The organism is Mariniflexile aquimaris, from assembly GCF_042676825.1.
GTDB classification, from domain to species: Bacteria; Bacteroidota; Bacteroidia; order Flavobacteriales; family Flavobacteriaceae; genus Mariniflexile; species Mariniflexile aquimaris.
The window spans coordinates 260787-279893 of sequence record NZ_JBHTIB010000002.1; the positions used below are offsets into that span (position 1 = coordinate 260787).

The following is a 19107-nucleotide window of genomic DNA, read 5'->3' on the forward strand; positions in this document are numbered from 1 at the left end:
ACTTATTTTGAATTAATAATACTTTCCATTTGTTTCACAAACGTTTCTGGGTTAATAGGCTTCTCTAAATACCCGTCTGCACCTGCTTCGATTGCTTTTTCTTTATCGCCACCCATCGCGTATGACGTTACCGCAATTATTGTGGTGTTTTTTGGCAATCCGTTATGTCTTAATTTGTTACATATTTCGTAACCATCCATATCTGGAAGCTGTATGTCTATTAAAATAATTTCAGGATTATTTTCATGCGCCATTCTCAACCCATCTAAACCATTAAAAGCTTTAAGAATTTTGTAATTACTTTTTTCGAGTAAATAAGATAACATATACATGTTTTGCTCATTATCTTCAATTATTAAAATAGTAGACTTCATAATTTTATGTTTGTATATATTTTACAATCAGTGAGTTATTTAAATATACTAAAATTGCACTCAAAAAAGCAAATCGCAAATTAAGTATTTATAATTTTTAAGATGGCTCTAACGGTAATTTAAAAGTAAACACACTCCCCTTGCCCACTTTACTTTTAGCTTCTATAGTACCTCCTAGTTTTTCGATTAAATTTCTACAAATGGCTAATCCCAGCCCTGTCCCTTCATGACTTCTACTTAAACCACTATCTAATTGAATAAATGGCATAAATAATTTATTAAGGTCTTTGGGAGCAATGCCAATTCCCTGATCTTTTATTTGGGTAATAAGCATATCATCGACGACATCTACCTGCACTGTTATACTGCCTTTATTAGAAAACTTAATAGCATTAGAAATCAAATTGAGCAATACCTGTTCAACGCGTCGTTCATCGCTATTTAAGGTGATATGCAATTGCGATATTTCTGTTTTAAATACCAGTCCTTTTTTAGCGGCCTGAGGCAATAAAAAGTCTAAAGTCTTTTCTAGTATTTTTAAATAATTAAAAGGATACAGAGAAACTTTTAATTTTCCTGCTTCAATTTTCGAGATATCTAACACATCATTAATTAAACCTAGCAGATGCTGCCCGCTAGTTTTAACCATGGTAAGTTGCTTTTTTTGTTCTTCATTTAAAGGGCCCGCATATTCCTTTAATAGAATACCCGTAAAACCAATTATAGAGTTCATGGGTGTTCTTAATTCGTGCGACATGGTGGCTAAAAACGAAGATTTCATTAAATCGGCAGATTGTGCCTTAACTTTTTCTTTTTCTAATTCCACAGATTGAAAATTTAAATCTTCTAACAGATTTAATAATGCTTCTTTACCTTCATTAAGCTCTTCGGTTCGTGAGTTTACTAATTCTTCGAGATTGTTTTTATAGTTTAACAATTCCCGTTCGTTTTCAATTCTTTCCGTAATGTCGGAAGCTATTCCAATATAGCCATATATATTATTTTTAGAATCGACTAGTTCTGTGGCTTTAACGGATAGGTAAATAACCTTTCCTTTTTTATCGAGAAATCGTAACTCTGTTTTAAATTCGCAATTATTAGAAAAGGCTTCTTGCCATTCCTTTAGCACTCTGTCTTTATCTTCTGGATGCAAGGCATTGTGCCAGCCAAAACGCATTGATTCTGTAAAATTCATGCCAGAATACTTCATCCATTCTTCGTTTACATAGGTACACTCACCTTCCATATTAATATTAAAAATGGCCACTGGCGCATTAGATGTAAGACTACGGTAAAGCAAAGCACTGTTTGTTAAAACTTCTTCGAATTCTTTCCTTTCGGATATATCTTGAATAATTCCGAAGGTTTTTATTGCAATTTGATATTCGTCGTAAACCGTTTCGCCATGATCGTTAACATACTTTATACGCTCATTACTAAGTTTTAATCGATACACGATTTGATAAGGCTTTTTATTTTTTACTGCTTTTGCATACGCCTCTCTCACCATGGCTCTATCGTCTGGATGAATAGTTTCAAAAAAGGCTTCAGAAGTTACTTTAAATTTCTTAGGGTCTTTTTCAAAGATCCTGAACATTTCTTTAGACCACGATAATTTATTTGTAACTAAATCTAACTCCCAACTACCTAATTTCGCTATTTGCTGTGCTTTATTTAGGTTGGCTTCACTTCGTTTAATTTGTTTACTGGTAGTTTCGTGCATTAAACTGAGTTGTGCTTCCTGCTTTTCAAGTTTTAAATTAATAAGTCTTTCCAAGCGTTCTGATTGTCCTGCAAAAAACCAAACACCCCAACCACCAAAAATTGCAACAAAAAACCCAATTAATGCAAACCATACAGCTGCGTTAACTTCTTGTTGTGCTGGAACCACATAGAGTTTCCACTCGCCGTAATCCATTTCAATGGGTACTGCATAATTTTTTAATGTAGCTATATCGCTTTTTAAAAAAAAATCTTCTTTCCCGGTATCTTGATTAACTCTTGATAATTGATATTTAAATTGATTAGCATTAGAAGCATCGATGTTTAGGTCGTTGAAAAAGGTGGAAAGTTTAGTAACTACCGCAGCAAAACCTGAAAATTTGCCTTTTATAAAAATGGGGTGCCTGCTTATCATGGCCACCCCACCTTGTTTTAAATTTACGGGACCTGCGATAAAAAAATCTTTTCTTTTAATGGTTGCTAAAGCACCACTACTGGCCGTAGAACTTTTAAGTATATTAAACCCAATAACTTCATTGTTTTTTAGCGGATATACGTGTGTTATAAACCCTTCGCTATCAACCAATTCTACCACATCAAAATATTTGTTTCTATCTAACAATTCAATTGCTATGGTGTCAAAATCTGTAGGTATGCCATTACGCTCTACTATGTAAGCCAGGGTTTTTGTAGCTGTATAGCTGTACATAACTAAGGCTTGTAACTTCTCTTTAATTAAATTTACATGATTAATTATTTCCTTTTTCTGATCATTTTCATTGATTACATACTTTTGATAAGCAATAATTTGTATAACAATTAGTAGACCTATAAAAGTTAAAATACCAGCAGCTAAGGGTTTCTTAAAAAAAAGATATATGGGATGACTTTTCATAAGTAAGCAAAATTAAGCAGGTATTTTCTTTTATACCTTAATTTACGCATCATTTTCTCGATTGTAATTCTTTAATAATGTTTTTAAGTTCTTTCATTTTTAATTCTCTGCCTACAAACAATTTATTCATGCGTTGTAATTCGGCATTTTTAAAATTAACTTCTTCGGTTCTTATTTTTACTAGTTCTTCAAGATTATTTCTATACTTTTCTAATTCTGCTTCAGCATTTTTCTTTTCAGTGATATCGACTACAGTAATCATAACATGATCTTCATTGTACAGTTGAAGTGCTTGCAAAGAGATTAATATAAAAAGTTCTTTTCCATTATTCAACAGGTATTTTAACTCGATGTTTGAGGCATAGCCTTTTTCACTAAACTCACTCCATAATAAGGCTTCATTTTCTAAGTTTTTCGGGTCATCAAAATTAAACAGTCCTATTTCTACGGCTGTTTTGCCTAACATGTTTTCTCTTTTAAAGCCAACAATGTTTGCTAAGGCATCGTTTACTTCTATAATCGTTTTTTCTTTATTTAATATGGCTTTACCAATAACATTCGACTCAAAAGCTTTTGAAAATTTTTCTTCACTCTGTTTTAATTCTATCTCGGCATTTTTACGATCGGTAATATCTCTAATTACTCCAATTAGAAACTTATGCCCATAATCATCGATAAAACGTGTTTTTTTAGTTGAAATAATACGTTTATCCGTTCCATTTAAGGTTAATGTTTCTTCATTAACGTTTTCTACCCCGGTGGTTAACACTTGCTTATCAATCTTTAAAAAACTTTCTTGTTCGTCTGGATGTACATTTTCTGCGAGTGTTTTGCCTATGATATCGGATCTCGTTAAATTAAAAATGGCACAAAATGCATCATTAACTAATATTAATCGGCTTTCTTCATCTTTTACAAATAAGGGGTCTCCGATATTGTTAATAATTGTATCTAGATTTTTTTCGCTTTCAATAATTTGTCCTTCAATTTTCTTACGCTCTGTTATATTTGTAGCTACAATACCTAATACCATTGGCTCGTTAGAAATTTTATCTCTTATTAAAAAACCAGACATTTCAATAGGGATTAACTTGCCTGTTTTAAAATTTTTAAACTCAACTTCTCCATTCCATTTACGTTCCTTATAAATGCTAGGTATATGTTCGTTAATAATTATATCGTGATAATTTTCTGGAAAAAATTCTGTTATTGAAGCTGGCAATGCGTCTTTTTCCGCCAAACCTACTAAGCTTCTACCATTAGAATTTAAATAAATAGGCACACCTTCTAAAGATGCTAAACCAACAAAATCGTCGCTAGTCTCTATTAATGACAACAACATTTGATTATTGCTTTCTGCCTCTTTCTTTTCGGTTATATCTGTAAAATATATGGTTAATCCTTCAGGCGATGGATAAATTCTGTTTTCTAGCCACATACGGAAAGGCGGGTAATATTCTTGCAAATACTGTGTTTGTTGCGTTTCTACAGCCTTATAATACAAATTATAGAAAGGCAAACCCACGCCTTCTGGAAATTCTGTCCAGATATGTTTTCCAATTAAACTCTCGGGCGATCTTCCTAAAATTTCACCAGCTTTAATATTAACATAGGTATAACACCAATTGGTATCTAAGGACACAAATCCATCAGAAATATTTTTTAAAGCGCTTTCTATTTGAGACACCAATTTTTTTTCAACCTCAGCTTTCTCTGCTTTTAGATTGATGTATCTTTTTCTATACTTGAATATTGAAAATATATCTCGATTTTGATTCGCAATAAAGGAAGCTGTTGATTTTGTTTCGTTATCAAAATATGTCACATAAAAATAGAGCAATATTGAAAACACAAGTGCACCCAACGATTTCCCTACAAGATGACTTACTAATGATGATTTAAATAACGGCGTCCCTGAGAACAAAGCAACATTAAAGGCAATGGCATCAAAAATTAGAATTGAAAAAAGCGTGATAAAAAGAATTGCAAAATAATGCAGTTTTTTAATTCTTGACACTAAGTATTGATACAGTATAAACAGCAACAAGAAATCTAATATTAAAATAGTGGTACCACCAATAAAGTATTTCAAATCTACTCTAAACAAAGAATAAGAATTTATCGATGCATTTTTAATTATTTCCTGTAAATAAGTAATTTCAAACATTAAAGTCATGATAATATTTGAGATTACAATACCAATAATAAGTGCCCTTGCACTGGCCACTCCTTCTTTAATATAAATGAGCAAAACCGCAAATAATACCGCACTAAACAAAATAATGGAACCCGGGTATATTACATAATCCGCAAAAAAATTAAAACTGAAAGCGCTGCCTAAATTAGCTTGCAAATACTGCAAGGAACCTAAAAGTATATAAAGCGGTGCTAAACCAAGTTTTACTCTAAACTTAAACAATATAAGTATGCTTGAAGCTACCAGTAAAAATTCTAAAAGAATAGTAGTATATAAGTTCATACAATTTTAATTTCAATACATGTATTTAAGCTAAACCTGTCTTTTAAATTGAAATAATAATTAAAACTTAACCACTAAACCAATTTCACAAAATCACCACTTAAATCTAACAACTTATTTATTATGAGGCCAATGCTTAATTAGTTTACAAAGCAATTAACTTACACGTATACTAAAACAGCGTTATAAAAATCATTGTAAGATACAATTTACATTTAAAATTATCAAACTACAGTTATTCAATTATTAAATATTTGTTTCACAACAAAAAGTATCGCAGTTTTCTGAAAAAGCTAACCGAAACTTGACTCTTTAGCGGCACTTCGAAAGCCTATGTATCTCCCATTTTTTAACAATTTAAAAATAAAATAAATTATAATTTTTACATCAAAAAAATAACATTGAATTACCGGAATCACATTTATAGAAATGTTGACATTTATCATGTTTTTTCTTGCTAACAAGCCATATCTTTAAGAATTATTTAATTATAGGTTAATATTAACAACTAATATTAAGAAAATGGCAAAAGTAAAAGGAGCAATAGTAGTTGATACAGAAGCTTGTAAAGGCTGTGAGGTCTGCATCCCCGTTTGTTTGGAAAATGTTATTGGTATGTCTACCAATATTAATCGTAAAGGCTACCATTATGCGGTTATGCAAAACCCCGAAGCGTGTACCGGTTGCACTAATTGTGGTATTGTTTGCCCCGATAGAGCAATTATGGTTTATAGAGTTAAAGTATCTGCTTAAAATAATAAAACTTAAACATGTCAGAATTCAAGTTAATGAAAGGAAATGAAGCATTGGCCGAGGCTGCTATACGCGCCGGAGTAGATGCTTATTTCGGTTATCCCATAACACCGCAATCAGAAGTTATAGAATACCTAATGGCAGAACAACCCGAAAAACGAACTGGAATGGTTGTTTTACAAGCCGAAAGCGAAATTGCTGCCATTAATATGGTGTATGGCGCCGCAAGTACCGGTAAAAAAGTATTAACCTCATCATCTAGCCCAGGTATTTCTTTAAAATTAGAAGGAATATCCTATTTAGCTGGAGCAGAATTACCTGCCGTTATTGTAAATGTGGTGCGTGGTGGTCCTGGTTTAGGCACTATACAACCATCGCAGGCCGACTATTTTCAATCGGTAAAAGGTGGGGGCCACGGCGATTACAAACTTTATGTACTCGCTCCTGCCTCTGTACAGGAAATGTCTGATTTTGTATCCGACGCCTTCAAAATTGCATTTAAATACCGTGCGCCTGTTCTTATTCTTTCAGACGGCCTTATAGGACAAATGATGGAAAAAGTGAAGCTTCGCGATCAGCAACCCCGCATGACGAACGAAGACATTATTAAAAATTATGGTTCGTGGGCCACAACAGGCAAAAAAGGAAGAGAACGTAATATAGTTACTTCTCTGGATTTGCAATCTGAAAAAATGGAAGCCAGAGTTCATAGATTAATGAAAAAATATGAGCGCATGGAAAAAGAAGATTTGCGCTACGAAAAAATATTATGCGATGATGCCGACTATTTAATTGTGGCTTATGGTTCTAGTGCAAGAATTAGTCAAAAAGCAGTAGAGCTAGCCAGAAAAAAAGGCATTAAAGCAGGTTTATTAAGACCCATAACCCTGTTTCCATTTCCAAAACAACCGCTATTAGAATTAACAAATCAGGTAAAAGGCATTTTAAGTGTTGAATTAAATGCGGGACAAATGGTTGAAGACGTTAGGCTTTCTGTAGAACATAAAGTACCTGTAGAACATTTTGGACGAACTGGAGGCATTATACATACGCCGGAAGAAGTTTTGGAAGCTTTAGAACAAAAAATTATAAAAAATGGAACTATTAGATATCATAAAACCCGAGAATCAAGTATTCTGTAAAACGCAATTAATGACGGATGCACCGCTGTCTTACTGCCCAGGCTGCGGACATGGTACAGTGCATAATTTAGCCATGGAAGTTATTGATGAAATGGGGATTGTAGAAGACACTATTGGCGTTGCCCCTGTTGGGTGCTCTGTCTTGGCTTATGATTTTATGAATATTGATATGACGCAAGCTGCCCACGGTCGCGCACCTGCCGTAGCCACTGCAATTGCCAGAACTTGGCCAGAAAAATACGTATTTACCTATCAAGGCGATGGCGACCTTGCCGCAATTGGTACCGCAGAAACCATTCACGCTTGTAACCGCGGCGAAAACATTGTTATTATATTCGTTAATAACGGTATTTATGGAATGACAGGTGGACAAATGGCACCAACAACTTTAGCGGGCATGCGCACCTCAACCTCGCCATACGGCAGAGAAATTGAAAGCATGGGAAGTCCGCTAAAAATTACAGAACTGGTTGCTAATTTACCCGGAGTTTTTTATGCCACACGACAGTCTGTTCACACCCATAAAAACGCAAGAAAAGCAAAAAAAGCTATTCAAAAAGCTTTTGAAAATATACGATTAAAAAAAGGATTATCGTTTGTTGAAATCGTTTCTAATTGTAATTCGGGTTGGAAAATGACACCTAATGAATCAAACATTTGGATGGAGGAACATATGTTTCCCTATTTCCCTTTAGGTGATATTAAAGTTGATGGAAAATTAAAATTGTAATCATGACAGAAGAAATTATTATAGCAGGTTTTGGCGGTCAAGGCGTCCTTTCCATGGGAAAAATATTAGCCTATTCTGGCATTATGGAAAACAAGGAAGTAAGCTGGATGCCATCCTATGGACCAGAAATGCGCGGTGGCACAGCCAATGTAACGGTAATATTAAGTGACGAACGCATAAGCTCGCCCTACCTGAAACTATACGACACCGCCATTATTTTAAACCAACAATCCATGGATAAATTTGAGGCTAGCGTGAAACCTGGAGGCATGCTATTCTACGATCCTAATGGTATTTATGATCACCCCACAAGAACTGATATTCAAATTTTTCAAATTGAAGGCACCAAATTGGCTTCCGAAATGGAAAATAAAAAAATTTTTAACATGATTATTTTAGGAGGTTTTTTAAAGATAAAACCCATTGTTAAATTAAAAAGCGTGATAGATGGTCTTAAAAAATCACTTTCGGAACGTCATCATCATCTAATTCCTTTAAATGAAAAAGCCATTTATGTTGGAATGAATAACATTAAACCAATAAAACAACTTGATTTAGTTTAATTAAAGAAAACACTCTAAACTATTTCTAACAAAACAATTAAGCATTCCTTTTTTCTTCATAGAGAAAAGGAATGCTTTCGATTCACGATTAAGTCATTTACCATACCCCCACATGATAATAGTCATTCATAAAAGCTATTATATATCATATTTTAGCCATTAAACGTAAGTTATGAAATCAAAGTCCTTATTATTTATCGGCATTATCTTATTAGTGGCGGGTATTCTTATTAAAAAAATGACGACCATGGATGCCGTTGGATTAGTTGCAATAATAACTGGGGCTACATGTAAATTAATCTACATTGTTTTTAAAATAAAAAACGGCGAATACAAACCAGGAACCGAGTTATATCTTTTAGCCTTAGGATTATTATTATTTTTTACAGGCATCTATCTAAGAGGTATACAACAAAACCTGATTCAGCCCATTTATTTGATTGTTTCAGGCATAACTCTTAAAATAATTTTTATCATTAAGTTTATTCAGATTATTCGATTGAATAGAAAGAAGGAATTGTCATAAAACAAAAAGCTATAAAACAAAAAAGCATCCCGATTTTCTATGAAGAAAAAAGGAAAGCTTCTCATTGGAATACCAAATTACTCTGGTAAACTACTCCCTAGATTTCTCTAGGAACAACACAACTTCTTATAAGTGCCAAAAAAAGCCCTAATCTCTTAGAGCTTTTAGCAATTTTTGCGGTCTGGACGGGACTCGAACCCGCGACCTTCGCCGTGACAGGGCGACATTCTAACCAACTGAACTACCAGACCGTTGCATTATTGCGGTTGCAAATATACACGCCTTTTTTAATATGTCAAATCTTTTTTTATATTTTTTTGAAACTATTTTCACTAAACAAAGGTTTTGCGCTCTATCATATACGTAGTGAGGATGTTATTAAAATTATCATTAACATCTGCTTCCACATATTTTATCTTGTATTGTAAACATTTTAGCTTTAAAGCGTCAAAATAACTGCTTACAGCTTTACTATAATTCTCTTTAATCGTATCAGCATACAAGTTAATATGCTCTCCTGTTTCCACATCTATAAACCGTTTTGGCTTATTATCGAACTCAAAATTTAATTCCTTTTCCTTATCAAACACATGAAATAAAATTACTTCGTGCTTATTATATTTTAAATGACGTAATGCTTCAAATAACTTGTTTTCATCTTCATTGGTTTGAAACATATCGGTAAATAAAAATATCATAGAACGTTTATGAATTTTTTCGGCTATTTCGTGTAGGTATTTATAGGTTTCTGTATGTTTACGTAAACGTCTTGAACTAACGGCCTCACTTAAATGATTTAATAGCATTTGATGATGACGCTCACTACCCTTTTCGGGGGCATAGTAATCGTACGCATCGCTATAAATACTTAATCCTACTGCATCTCTTTGTTTTTTAAGAATCTGCATTAAAGAAGCCGCAGCTAAAACTGAAAACGCAATTTTATTTAGATTATCGATAGAAAACGAGCGCATTTCAGGATAATGCATCGAGCTACTATTATCAATGATGATATGACACCTTAAATTGGTTTCGTCGTCATAACGTTTGGTATATAGTTTCTCGGTTTTCGCAAACAACTTCCAATCGATATGCCGCGTGCTTTCGCCTTTATTATAAATTTTATGCTCTGCAAATTCTGCCGAAAACCCATGGAACGGACTCTTATGCATCCCCGCAATAAAACCCTCTACCACTTGTTTTGCAAGTAGCTCCAGGTTTTTAAAACCTTCTGCTTTATTGAGTTCTTCCTGAATATCCAAATCAATATTATCCTAAAATAGCATCAACAATACCGTACTCTACCGATTCTTTCGCCCCCATCCAATGGTCGCGATTAAAATCTTTCATTACTTTTTCAAAAGATTGCCCACAATTATCTGCTAAGATTTGCGCACTCAACTCTTTTGTTAAAATAATTTCTTTGGCCGTAATTTCTATATCACTAGCTTGTCCTTGTGCACCTCCGCTTGGTTGATGAATCATAACACGAGCATGTGGTTGTATAAACCTTTTTCCTTTTTGGCCTGCGGAAAGTATAATAGACCCCATAGAAGCTGCAAATCCTGTACAGATAGTAGAAACTTCACTTTTTAATGACTTAATACAATCGTAAATAGCAAAACCCGAAGTCACATAGCCACCCGGACTGTTAATGTACAATTGAATATCTTTAGTTTCTAATGCATCTAAATACATCAATCTATCGATAACATGTTTTGCCGATTTATCGTCTACCTGCCCCCATAAAAAAACTTTACGTTGTTCTATAAATTTACTATCAATAGCGTCTTGAACTTTATTTTTATCACTCATGTTTAATTAATTTTCATCTAAAATAAAAAAAGGTTTACCATAACGGCAAACCTTTTAAGTTTTCTTTTTGTTTATCGACTATAAAAGTGAATCTATCGCCTCTGTATAAGCATTTTTAGGTGCTACACCAACTTGACGTCCAACTACCTCTCCATTTTGAAACACCAAAACTGTAGGTATATTACGTACTCCATATTTTGCAGCAAATTCTTGGTTAGCGTCCACATCAACTTTTCCTACTACTGCTTTCCCTTTATATTCTTCGCTAATTTGCTCTATTATTGGTCCAACCATTCTACAAGGACCGCACCAAGCTGCCCAAAAATCTACTAAAACTGGTTTACTGCTTTTCAGTACTGTTTCCTCAAACGTTGCATCTGTAATTTCTAATGCCATAATATTTATTGTTTTTAATTCGTATTCTATTTTCTTCGTACAAAATTAGTCAAAAAAAACTCGAAAGCTTACAGCGTTACTATTTGTTTTACTTATAACCTTATCAACAATGGCTATTTGGTTTTTTAGACTTATTAATATCCCTAAATATAATAAAAAAAGAGCTACCAAAATGAATAGCTCTTTTAATTTATTTCAAGAAATTTTAATGATGCCTTTTTCTACCTAATTCTATTTCGGTAACGCTGCCATCTGCTGCTGTTTTTATAGCAATATTATCGCAAGTACCATCGCCATAATCTACAGTTGTTACGCCGTTGGCATTAGTATAAGTTTTAATTCCAGAGGCAATATACTTACACTCTGCTGGCTTTACTAAAGCAGGATCTATCACCATGCTATACACCGCTCCGCTTGCATCTGTAAATTCAGAAGAACCCGTAATGGTTTTTTCATCGTCGGTACACGTATCTGTGTCTGCTCCAGCCGTAATTTCTACAGTTCTAGTACCTACTTTTGAAATAGTGCCTGCATCCGTTACTACAGAAATATCTACAGAACCTGTCATTTCCGGATTTCCATTGGCATTGCTTGCAGTATATGTGTACGATTTTGAACCATTTACTAAATAGCCATTTATACTTAAATTGGTAATTGTAATTGATCTTTCTGCACTTGTATCTGTTTTAGAACGCAGTTTAGTAATAGTTCCGGTAATGATATTACCATCGCTATCTGTACAATCGCCCGTAAACGTAATTGTTAATTTTCGTGTTGTATCTGTTTCTTCATAAGTAATATCGACACAGTCTTTAAAATACCCTGAGCGACCACGCTTCGAGGTGCCATCAGTTTTGGAGTCTAGCGATGTTTTACCCGTTGATTGATATACTCCAAAAGTACTTTCAGAATAAAGTGCTATGTTATCTAATACGCTTTCTGCTTCTTCAGCGATAGCTTCTGATGAAAAAGAATCATCACTTGATAGATTTGATGAATCATCATTTTGGCAGGATACAAATCCGAGTGCCATTAAAACCATTAAAATTTTAAATTTGTTCATAAATAGGATTTTTAAAGTTATTACAAGGTCTATAACAGTTTTATAGACCGATTTATTATATAACAAGCATTCTTTAAAAATTCCTACCCTTAAAAATGAATTATTTTTTGAATCACTCTTAAACTTCGCGTCTTTAATATCTAAACCTGCTAGCCCACAGCTACCGCTAAGCTCCAGCTTAGTGGCCGGATGAGTAAATGTAAAGTCGATTTAATTCTATAATTTGCGGATAGTTCTGTCCGCCACTAAGCAGAGCTTAGCGGGAGCGTGAGAAAACAAAATGATTGTATGATTTTTATTGTTGCCGCCACTAAGCTGGAGCTTAGCGGGAGCAGAGACATCTAATCACGCTGCTGCTGAATTATGCTTTGTGGCAAATTGAATAAGTGTAACCTAATTTAACTCGAAGATTTATCGCATGAAGTACGCAGCTACTGCTAAGCTCTGCTTAGTGGCCGCGTGAGTAAATGTAACGTCAATTTAATTCTATAATTTTTAACTAGTACTGCACTCGCAATAGCGATTGAAACGGCATCCTTTTTTGTGCTGATATTAACTTTGAATTAAGCATTTAACACCCATGAATATTTTAAACTTGATGAGATACTGAAACAAGTTAAGCACAAAAAAGATATAGTGGAAAGCGCGGTGCTTTAGCAATTGCCCAAATAATTAAAGCTTGAATGATACTATCACTTTTAGAATTATAAAATTTCATCCCGATAGCTATCGGGATTCGCAGGAATTAGTTTAACTTAAACATCACGTTTTCATTTTCTAACTCGTTTAAAAGTTCTTGCGATACTTTAACTTTTTGCTTTCTACTAGGCATTTGAAGCTTTATTTGTTCCTTATTATCGTATACCACGAAATTAAGCATTTGGCTACCCGGATGCATTTGCAACAGTTCTTTAAGTTTTAAGATTTTGGCTTCTTTTAAATCGTCGATATTTATTTGAATGGACAACTTTTTGGCATAATTTTCCATGACGTCGTGCAGCAATTGAAAACTATTAAATTGCAACCTAGGATCACTTTTCTTGCCCGTTTCTTTATTTACCCAACCTTCGCGAATCATGGTTTTTACAAATACGAAGTTGTTTTTCATTAAAAAGTGCCTGAATCTTAAATATTCTTCGCCAAATATTCGAAACTCGAAACTATCGGTATAATCTTCGACGGTAAACGATGCCCATCCTTTACCTTGTTTACTTACACGATGTTGTACATCGGTTACCACGCCGCCAAAAACTAATTCTCTATTTACATAGGGTTCCAAATCTTTAAACAATGCCAAACTCGCGTTGCAAAAGGTGTTCATTTCAATTTTAAAATCGTCTAACGGATGCCCTGAAATATAAATGCCGACTACTTCCTTTTCGCGTGCCAATTTTTCCATGGTACCCCATTCTTCGCAAGGTGGCACTTGTGGTTCTGCTATTTGAACGTCGCTAGCATCGCCAAACAAACTTACTTGCGCCGAATTTTCGTTCTCCTGATGCTTTGCTCCATAACGAATGGCTTTTTCAAGAAACGTAATCCCATCGCCTTCGTCTTGAAAATATTGTGCACGATGCGTTTCTTTAAATCCGTCGAATCCACCCGCAAGCGCCAAGTTTTCGAAAGCTTTTTTATTTGCTGCCCGCAGATCGATGCGTTTCGCAAAATCGAAAATAGATTTGTAGGGGCCGTCTTTTTTACGATTATCTACAATGGTAATAACCGCTCCATGACCTACACCTTTTATTGCGCCCATACCAAACCGAACCGCATTGTCTTTATTTACTGAGAATTTATAAAATGATTCATTCACATCAGGACCAAGAACATCCAACTTCATGCGCTTACATTCTTCCATAAAGAAGGTGACCTGCTTGATGTCGTTCATATTATTAGACAGTACCGCTGCCATATATTCTGCTGGGTAATGCGCTTTTAAATAGGCAGTTTGGTAGGCAATCCACGCATAGCAAGTGGAATGCGATTTATTAAATGCATAACTAGCAAAGGCTTCCCAGTCTTTCCAGATTTTTTCGAGTATTTTGGCGTCGTGACCATTAGCGCTTGCCTGCTCTACAAATTTGGGTTTCATTTTATCGAGAACCGCAATTTGCTTTTTCCCCATGGCTTTTCGCAGTACATCGGCTTCACCTTTTGTAAATCCTGCGAGTTTTTGAGACAGTAACATTACCTGCTCCTGATACACCGTAATTCCATAAGTTTCCTTTAGGTACTCTTCCATAGCATCTAAATCGTACTCGATAGGCTCTTCCCCATGTTTTCTGCGCACGAAACTAGGAATATACTCCATAGGCCCCGGGCGATATAGGGCGTTCATGGCGATTAAATCTTCAAAAACGGTTGGTTTTAAATCTTTAAGATGTTTTTGCATTCCGGGAGACTCATACTGGAATACACCAACGGTTTCACCTTTTTGGAATAATTCATAGGTCTTTTCATCATCTAGTGGAAAGGTGTCTGGATCGAGCAAAATGTTATGCTTCGCTTTCACGATTTTAACGGTATCCTTTATTAAGGTTAGCGTTTTTAATCCCAAGAAATCCATTTTCAACAATCCTGCTTCTTCAACAACCGAGTTATCAAACTGGGTAACATATAAATCGGAATCTTTGGCTGTGGCTACCGGAACAAATTTGGTAATGTCGTCTGGAGTAATAATAACCCCGCAGGCATGAATTCCTGTATTTCGCACAGAGCCTTCTAATGCTCTCGCAGTATTTACGGTTTCGGCTTCTAAATCGCTGCCTTCGGATATATTTAAAAGTTGATTTACTTTTTCTAAATCTTCAGCTCGAAACTTACTACTTAACTCCTTTTCACTTAAACCAAATATTTTATTTAGTTTAGACATGGTAGGAATTAGTTTGGCAATTCTGTCGGCATCAAACAAGGGTAAATCGAGTACACGAGCGGTATCGCGAATAGAAGATTTCGCCGCCATAGTACCATAGGTGATTATTTGCGCCACTTGATTGCTTCCGTATTTTTTAATTACGTAGTCCATAACCCTGCTTCTGCCTTCATCATCAAAATCAATATCGATATCGGGCATACTGATACGATCTGGATTTAAGAAACGCTCAAAAAGCAAATCGTATTTAAGCGGATCTATATTGGTAATCCAGAGGCAATACGCGACCACCGAACCTGCAGCAGAACCACGACCCGGACCTACCGATACATCCATATTGCGGGCTTCGCGAATAAAGTCCTCAACAATTAAAAAATATCCTGGATACCCCGTATTTTGAATTACCTCTAATTCGAAATCGAGTCGTTCTGTTATTTCATCTGAAAAATTTTCTCCATAACGTTTTTTAGCACCTTGATAGGTTAAATGCCTTAAATAGGCATTTTCACCGCGTTTTCCACCATCGATTAAATCTTCTTCATTTTTAAATTCTTCTGGAATATCAAACGCGGGTAATAACACCTCACGTGCCAAATCGTAGGCTTCCACTTTATCAATAATTTCCTGAATATTACTAATAGCCTCCGGAACATCTTTAAAGAGCGATTTCATTTCTTCGGGAGACTTAAAATAATACTCTTGGTTTGGTAAACCGTAACGATAGCCTCTACCCCGGCCAATTGGTGTGGCTTGCTTTTCGCCGTCTTTTACACATAATAATATGTCGTGTGCATTAGCATCAGCCTTTTTACAATAATAGGTGTTATTGGTAGCTACTAATTTAACATCATGTTTTTTAGAAAACTCTATCAATACGGGGTTTACACGATTCTCGTCTTCTTGATTATGACGCATTAATTCGATATACAAATCGTCTCCAAACAAATCTTTCCACCAAAGCAAGGCTTCTTCAGCTTGATTTTCACCAATATTTAAAATCTTACTTGGAACTTCGCCATACAAACTTCCTGTTAAAACAATTAAATCGTCTTTATATTTTTCTATTAATGCTTTATCAATTCGTGGTAAATAATAAAAACCATCTGTAAATGCTAATGATGATAGTTTGGCTATATTATGATAGCCGTTTTTATTTTTAGCCAGCAGTACTATTTGATAGCCATTATCTTTTCGGGTTTTGTCTGCATGATCTTCGCAAACAAAGAATTCGCATCCAAGAATGGGTTTTATTTCTGTGGCAGTAGGAGTTTCTCCTTTACTAATAGCGGCTTCGTTCTTAGATTTCACAACTCTATTATGGTTGCTAACTGCTTTTACAAAGTGAAACGCCCCCATCATGTTGGCATGATCTGTAAGCGCCACAGCGGGCATATTATATTGAGCCGCTGCAGCTACTAAATCGGTAACACTTATAGTGGATTGCAATACGGAAAATTGCGAATGGTTATGAAGGTGAACAAAATCGACTTCTTTTAAATCTGAGACGTTTTGCTTTATCTCTTCAGTAGAAATACTATCAACCTGTGCGCTTTTTAATCGCTCTCGGATGTTAGCACTTTCTCGTTTAAGATTGATATGCTTTAATCCGATGAGTTGAATTACATCTGGATTTGCCTCATTAAACTTACTAAAATAATCGGGCTGAACATCTAATTGTTCTTTAGTAAACTCTCCTTTTCTAATTAATTCGAAAAAGCATCGCGTAGTTGCCTCTACATCGGCAGTGGCATTATGTGCTTCTTTAAAGGGCTGGTTAAACAAAAACTCATGCAACTCGGTTAGGGTAGGCAATTTAAATTTTCCATAACGACCACCGGGAATCTCGCACAAACTGGCGGTATGTTCTGTACAGGTATCTAAAACTGGTAGTTCTTGTAATGGATTTGCCACATTGCCTCTCACAAATTCGGCGCCCATAATATTAAGGTCGAACTTTACATTTTGCCCAACTACAAACTTCGTTTTACTTAATGCTTCATTAAATTTTTCTAAAACTTCTGCTAAAGGAATCCCTTGCTCTTGTGCCAATTCTGTAGAAATACCATGTATTTTTTCGGCATCATATGGGATATTAAATCCGTCGGGCTGTACTAAATAATCCTGGTGCTCGATACAATTTCCTAAACCGTCGTGTAATTGCCATGCAATTTGAATACACCGTGGCCAATTATCAGTATCGGTAATAGGTGCGTCCCAGCGTTTAGGCAAACCAGTAGTTTCAGTATCGAAAATTAAGTACATTTTTATTTAAAGTTGTTTGGTTTTAAGTCGTTTAGCGTTTTTAAACGAAGATTATAAAAATACAGAAATATATCACTTTGAAAAGCAAAAGTTATTAAGAGTTTTAAACAAATCTGCGTGCGATTATGTCTTAAAAAGAATTATTCTAAAGTAAATTTCACATGACAAAAGTCATGTTATCTGTAACAAATGTTACCTACTTTTAACATAATTTAAAACTAAATTATCAATCTAGTCATTATGAAAAATTTCAAGCTAATACTAAACGTACTTGTTGTTGTAACAAGTTTTATGTTTTTTCAATGTACGAGCGACTACACACCTATTCCTGGTCCTGCAGGAGCAGATGGAGCTCAAGGTTTAGATGGTGCCGATGGTGTTGATGGTGCCGATGGTGGAAACACTTGCTTAAAGTGTCACAACAGCGATTACAAAGTAATTCAGAACAGCACTTATTTGTCGTCTGGCCATGATATAGCAGCTGCTCTTGCTGGTAGAAGTGGAGCCTGCTTAAATTGTCACTCTAATGAAGGCTATATAGCTTCTGTGGCATTACGCGACCTTACAACATCTTATGTAACCGGAACTGCAACAAAAATTACTTGTTCAACCTGCCACTCTGGAGGTCATACAAGTGCTGGGGTTGCTGTAAGCGGAACAGACGCTGCTTTAAGAGCGGCTGGTTCTTATCAATTAGTAGGTGTTGGTACATCTGCACCTGTTATTGATTATGGTAATAACAGTAATAACTGTATACATTGCCACCAAGTAAGAAGAGCAGGCGCTGGATATGTAGCAAATTCTGATTCTACTTCTCCAAACTTTGGAAAGGTTGCCATAAGCGGTTCTTATGGTCCACACTATGGTGGAGCAGTTACCTTATTAGAAGGTATTGACGCAAACCTTATTGCAGGATCAACAGCTTACCCAACTGCCGGGTCTAACCCACACCGTACAGGCGCGTCTTGTGTGTCTTGCCATATGGGATCTGAGAGCGGAGGTTTAGGTAACCACTCTTTCAAACCTGTTTTAGAAAACTGTAAAAAATGTCACACAGGAGCTGGCGTAGTAAGCTATGATATTAACGGCGGACAAACAGTCGTTAAAAACTTAATGAAAGATTTAGCTAAAGAAATCGTGCGATTATACCCAGCTAATTTCAGTTTAACAACTGGTTCAGCTGACCCTAAAGATGATGGAATGTTAGTAATGCCATCGTCATCAGTGCAAATTCCTGAAAGAGTTGCTAAAGCTGTATATAACTATAGATTTTTATACCAAGACCATTCATACGGATTACACAACCCAACGTATGCTAAAGCTCTTATGAATAATTCTATTGCAGATCTTAAATTAATACCATAATTACGTAGAACAATAAGTGCTTTAAGAAAGCTTTAGAAGTTCTATAATATATACTAAGAAAGATAATTTGTTCACGGGAACCCTTCCGGTGCCCGTGAACTTTTAAAAATATCTTGAACCTTATAATAAGTATTAACTGAACGTTTTACA

Annotated in this window: 14 protein-coding genes and 1 tRNA gene; 6 read left to right on the forward strand and 9 right to left on the reverse strand. The window is 35.1% G+C overall.

Translation table 11 applies throughout. From position 1 onward, the window contains the following. Positions 1 to 2 precede the first annotated feature (2 nt). The 3 genes from ACFQ0I_RS01165 to ACFQ0I_RS01175 all read right to left on the reverse strand — a co-directional run bounded on the left by ACFQ0I_RS01165 (position 3) and on the right by ACFQ0I_RS01175 (position 5470). Complete coding sequence (locus ACFQ0I_RS01165; RefSeq protein ID WP_379938599.1) at positions 3 to 374, reverse strand: response regulator; 372 nt, start codon at positions 372 to 374, stop codon at positions 3 to 5. A 97-nt stretch (positions 375 to 471) separates the two neighbouring features. After that, positions 472 to 2991, reverse strand: coding sequence for a sensor histidine kinase (locus tag ACFQ0I_RS01170; RefSeq protein ID WP_379938600.1), 2520 nt, complete (start codon positions 2989 to 2991; stop codon positions 472 to 474). Between the two features lie 49 nt (positions 2992 to 3040). Continuing rightward, positions 3041 to 5470, reverse strand: a complete 2430-nt coding sequence (locus ACFQ0I_RS01175; protein ID WP_379938601.1) for a PAS domain-containing protein — start codon at positions 5468 to 5470, stop codon at positions 3041 to 3043. A gap of 522 nt (positions 5471 to 5992) precedes the next feature. On the opposite strand from ACFQ0I_RS01175, the gene ACFQ0I_RS01180 reads away from it, so the two are divergent. The 5 genes from ACFQ0I_RS01180 (at position 5993) to ACFQ0I_RS01200 (ending at position 9184) form a co-directional block, all read left to right on the forward strand. Further along, the gene (locus ACFQ0I_RS01180; RefSeq protein ID WP_379938603.1) at positions 5993 to 6223 is read left to right on the forward strand and encodes a 4Fe-4S dicluster domain-containing protein; all 231 of its coding nucleotides are present in this window, start codon (positions 5993 to 5995) and stop codon (positions 6221 to 6223) included. Positions 6224 to 6240: 17 nt separating this feature from the next. Further along, positions 6241 to 7365, forward strand: coding sequence for a 3-methyl-2-oxobutanoate dehydrogenase subunit VorB (locus ACFQ0I_RS01185; RefSeq protein WP_379938606.1), 1125 nt, complete (start codon positions 6241 to 6243; stop codon positions 7363 to 7365). Beyond that, positions 7319 to 8095: a thiamine pyrophosphate-dependent enzyme gene (locus tag ACFQ0I_RS01190; protein WP_379938607.1), complete on the forward strand. Its 777-nt coding sequence runs from the start codon at positions 7319 to 7321 to the stop codon at positions 8093 to 8095. Before ACFQ0I_RS01185 ends, ACFQ0I_RS01190 begins: the two co-directional genes overlap by 47 nt. Before the next feature lie 2 nt (positions 8096 to 8097). Continuing rightward, positions 8098 to 8658 (forward strand): 2-oxoacid:acceptor oxidoreductase family protein, encoded by a 561-nt coding sequence (locus ACFQ0I_RS01195; protein ID WP_379938608.1) that lies wholly within the window; start codon positions 8098 to 8100, stop codon positions 8656 to 8658. A gap of 172 nt (positions 8659 to 8830) precedes the next feature. Continuing rightward, a complete protein-coding gene (locus ACFQ0I_RS01200; RefSeq protein ID WP_379938610.1) occupies positions 8831 to 9184 on the forward strand; it encodes a hypothetical protein in 354 nt (117 codons plus the stop codon). A 177-nt stretch (positions 9185 to 9361) separates the two neighbouring features. Here the strand turns inward: ACFQ0I_RS01200 and ACFQ0I_RS01205 are convergent. From ACFQ0I_RS01205 to dnaE, 6 genes are all read right to left on the reverse strand, one after another. Continuing rightward, positions 9362 to 9435 (reverse strand) — tRNA-Asp (locus ACFQ0I_RS01205). An 81-nt stretch (positions 9436 to 9516) separates the two neighbouring features. Further along, a complete protein-coding gene (locus ACFQ0I_RS01210; protein WP_379938611.1) occupies positions 9517 to 10446 on the reverse strand; it encodes a DUF58 domain-containing protein in 930 nt (309 codons plus the stop codon). Positions 10447 to 10453: 7 nt separating this feature from the next. After that, a complete protein-coding gene (locus ACFQ0I_RS01215) occupies positions 10454 to 10999 on the reverse strand; it encodes a ClpP family protease (protein ID WP_379938612.1) in 546 nt (181 codons plus the stop codon). 78 nt (positions 11000 to 11077) lie between these two features. Then, the gene (trxA, locus tag ACFQ0I_RS01220) at positions 11078 to 11395 is read right to left on the reverse strand and encodes a thioredoxin (protein WP_379938614.1); all 318 of its coding nucleotides are present in this window, start codon (positions 11393 to 11395) and stop codon (positions 11078 to 11080) included. Positions 11396 to 11600: 205 nt separating this feature from the next. After that, positions 11601 to 12458 carry a hypothetical protein gene (locus ACFQ0I_RS01225; protein WP_379938616.1) on the reverse strand — a complete coding sequence of 286 codons (858 nt, stop codon included), beginning with the start codon at positions 12456 to 12458 and terminating at the stop codon, positions 11601 to 11603. A gap of 745 nt (positions 12459 to 13203) precedes the next feature. Beyond that, a complete protein-coding gene (gene dnaE, locus ACFQ0I_RS01230) occupies positions 13204 to 17592 on the reverse strand; it encodes a DNA polymerase III subunit alpha (RefSeq protein ID WP_379938618.1) in 4389 nt (1462 codons plus the stop codon). A gap of 240 nt (positions 17593 to 17832) precedes the next feature. Here dnaE and ACFQ0I_RS01235 point away from each other — a divergent pair, with 240 nt between their 5' ends. Beyond that, positions 17833 to 18957 (forward strand): ammonia-forming cytochrome c nitrite reductase subunit c552, encoded by a 1125-nt coding sequence (locus ACFQ0I_RS01235; RefSeq protein ID WP_379938620.1) that lies wholly within the window; start codon positions 17833 to 17835, stop codon positions 18955 to 18957. Positions 18958 to 19107: the final 150 nt, after the last annotated feature.

Bases quoted from the DNA above. Each gene is read 5' to 3' on its own strand.
- ACFQ0I_RS01195 (WP_379938608.1), top strand. From the start codon at position 8,098: ATGACAGAAGAAATTATTATAGCAGGTTTTGGCGGTCAAGGCGTCCTT.
- ACFQ0I_RS01170 (WP_379938600.1), bottom strand. From the start codon at position 2,991: ATGAAAAGTCATCCCATATATCTTTTTTTTAAGAAACCCTTAGCTGCT.
- ACFQ0I_RS01200 (WP_379938610.1), top strand. From the start codon at position 8,831: ATGAAATCAAAGTCCTTATTATTTATCGGCATTATCTTATTAGTGGCG.
- ACFQ0I_RS01165 (WP_379938599.1), bottom strand. From the start codon at position 374: ATGAAGTCTACTATTTTAATAATTGAAGATAATGAGCAAAACATGTAT.
- ACFQ0I_RS01235 (WP_379938620.1), top strand. From the start codon at position 17,833: ATGAAAAATTTCAAGCTAATACTAAACGTACTTGTTGTTGTAACAAGT.
- ACFQ0I_RS01215 (WP_379938612.1), bottom strand. From the start codon at position 10,999: ATGAGTGATAAAAATAAAGTTCAAGACGCTATTGATAGTAAATTTATA.
- trxA (WP_379938614.1), bottom strand. From the start codon at position 11,395: ATGGCATTAGAAATTACAGATGCAACGTTTGAGGAAACAGTACTGAAA.
- ACFQ0I_RS01190 (WP_379938607.1), top strand. From the start codon at position 7,319: ATGGAACTATTAGATATCATAAAACCCGAGAATCAAGTATTCTGTAAA.
- ACFQ0I_RS01180 (WP_379938603.1), top strand. From the start codon at position 5,993: ATGGCAAAAGTAAAAGGAGCAATAGTAGTTGATACAGAAGCTTGTAAA.
- ACFQ0I_RS01175 (WP_379938601.1), bottom strand. From the start codon at position 5,470: ATGAACTTATATACTACTATTCTTTTAGAATTTTTACTGGTAGCTTCA.
- ACFQ0I_RS01185 (WP_379938606.1), top strand. From the start codon at position 6,241: ATGTCAGAATTCAAGTTAATGAAAGGAAATGAAGCATTGGCCGAGGCT.
- ACFQ0I_RS01225 (WP_379938616.1), bottom strand. From the start codon at position 12,458: ATGAACAAATTTAAAATTTTAATGGTTTTAATGGCACTCGGATTTGTA.
- dnaE (WP_379938618.1), bottom strand. From the start codon at position 17,592: ATGTACTTAATTTTCGATACTGAAACTACTGGTTTGCCTAAACGCTGG.